3 protein-coding genes are annotated in these 1,740 nt (G+C 58.3%); all 3 read right to left on the bottom strand.

The annotated features are described in order from the left end of the window. Positions 1-945, bottom strand: a 945-nt coding sequence (gene tnpC, locus BMZ40_RS18995; RefSeq protein WP_143075708.1) for an IS66 family transposase, incomplete at its 3' end; no start/stop codon positions are given. A 48-nt stretch (positions 946-993) separates the two neighbouring features. Then, positions 994-1,344: an IS66 family insertion sequence element accessory protein TnpB gene (tnpB, locus tag BMZ40_RS18990; RefSeq protein WP_092379685.1), complete on the bottom strand. Its 351-nt coding sequence runs from the start codon at positions 1,342-1,344 to the stop codon at positions 994-996. Further along, entirely contained in the window at positions 1,338-1,664 is a 327-nt protein-coding gene (gene tnpA / locus BMZ40_RS18985; protein ID WP_092379683.1) for an IS66 family insertion sequence element accessory protein TnpA, read from the bottom strand. The genes tnpB and tnpA overlap by 7 nt, the downstream gene beginning before the upstream one ends. Positions 1,665-1,740 lie beyond the last annotated feature (76 nt).

Raw genomic sequence — 1,740 nt, 5'->3', positions numbered from 1 at the left:
GATGATGTCATCCGATTCGCCGAGGGCCTGATACCCGGCGTAGCCGTCGGTCTGGATGTAGCCCTTGTACTCTCCCAGATACTCCTTGGGGACGGAGCCCGACCTGGTCGGGTCGTAGCGATAGACCACGGTCGGCCGATCGGGGTTGCCGCCACGAAAGAGCCATAGGTACGACGTCGAGGTGTCGGGTCGCCCTGGTTCCTTGAGGACTTGCAGAGTGGTTTCGTCCATGTTGATGACCGGTCCGGAGCGGATTTCCGCTCGGAACAGCGCATGAAGCGGCTCCAGCGCCTTGGCCACGGCCATGGCCCACCCGGACATGGAATGACGTGGAATTTCCACACCTAGACGAGCAAACTGCTTGGTCTGGCGGTAGAACGGCATGGCATCGACGAACTTTGCTGTGACGACCTGAGCCAACAGGCTCGGAGTGGCCATGCCCTTGGGGATAATTTGCGGCGGCATGGGCGCAATGCGCACCACCGGCATGCCTTCCTCGCCGTCGCAGGACGGACAGGCGTATTTGGGCCGGATATGGCGCTCCACCTGCATGACGGCCGGGACGTAGTCGAGCTTTTCGGAAACCTCTTCACCGATGCGCTTCAGGCAAGCCCCGCAGCCGCAGACCTTCTGGTCATCGGGCAGATCGTGGACGATGTCGATGCGCGGCAGATGATCCGGCAGAGGTTTACGTCCACGCTTGGCCCTGGTGTGTGCCGGGATCTCGACTACGGGCACTTCCACCGGCTTCGCCTCTGCGGTCCTGACCAAGGGCAGAGGCAGAATGCCCTGGAAGAGATCCTTGGATTTCTCGGACTTGGGAGCATACAGGGCGGACTGCAACAGGGCCACGCGGTCCTGGAGTTGGCTGATTTGCTGGTAGTAATCCCAGACAAGATGTTTGAGTTGCCCAACGTCGTCAGGCAGATTTTCGATGTCGCCCATGCCTTTTTTGCATAGGCGCAACAGCTTGAAATAGCAAGAGATTTAAGCCTAAATCAGAGATTTGTATACCAGATTCGGATGTGCCCCACGAGGACTGATCGTGAGACCATCGAGGAGCCAGCCGAGCTGTTGTGCGGTAATATTCATGACCTCGGCCGCGTGCTCCGGCCAGCAGAAGCGATGTTTCTCAAGGCGCTTGTGCCAGAGGCAGAAGCCGTTGCGATCCCAGTACAGAACCTTGAGCGCATCACGCTTGCGGTTGCAGAATACGAAAAGGTGCCCGGAGAAGGGGTCCAAGGCCAGGTGGCCCTGAACCGTCATGCTTAATCGGTCGATTCCGGCCCGCATGTCCGTAACTCCAGGGGCGAGATAGACCTTGGTCGCGGGCATCCTCAGCATCGGGATTCCAGCACGGACAAAAGCCTGGCCAGCGTCGCCTCATCGAAGTCGGCCGGAATATCCATAGCGTAACGATTGGAGACCATGAGGCCAATAGACGGGGCTTTCGAGGCGAACGTAAACGGCAGCGCCACAAGAGCGGGAATTGCGGCGGATTCGCCGCCAGAAGATGGTCGGGACTTTGTTATCCAGTATCGGAACGTGCTCAAAGCCAAACCATTTTCGCGGCAGTATCGGGTCTTACCGAGGCCACTCTCCCGCCATTGCTGGACATGCGCCATCCAGCGAGCCGCGCGATTCTGTGCAAACTGAGTTTTCATGAAGACCTCCTTGAATTGGAGGCCCATTATCTCACATGAAAAATTTATGGATAGATGCGGACCTGTGAGCGCTTAC

Origin of the sequence: Desulfomicrobium apsheronum (genome assembly GCF_900114115.1) — a bacterium.
In the GTDB taxonomy this organism is placed as follows: domain Bacteria; phylum Desulfobacterota; class Desulfovibrionia; order Desulfovibrionales; family Desulfomicrobiaceae; genus Desulfomicrobium; species Desulfomicrobium apsheronum.
Note: the sequence above shows the minus strand (reverse complement) of the source record. Positions and strands in the feature narration are given on the sequence as shown.

What these genes read in the sequence shown, in the direction of transcription:
- tnpA (WP_092379683.1), bottom strand. Translation starts at nt 1,664, where the DNA reads ATGAAAACTCAGTTTGCACAGAATCGCGCGGCTCGCTGGATGGCGCAT.
- tnpB (WP_092379685.1), bottom strand. Translation starts at nt 1,344, where the DNA reads ATGCTGAGGATGCCCGCGACCAAGGTCTATCTCGCCCCTGGAGTTACG.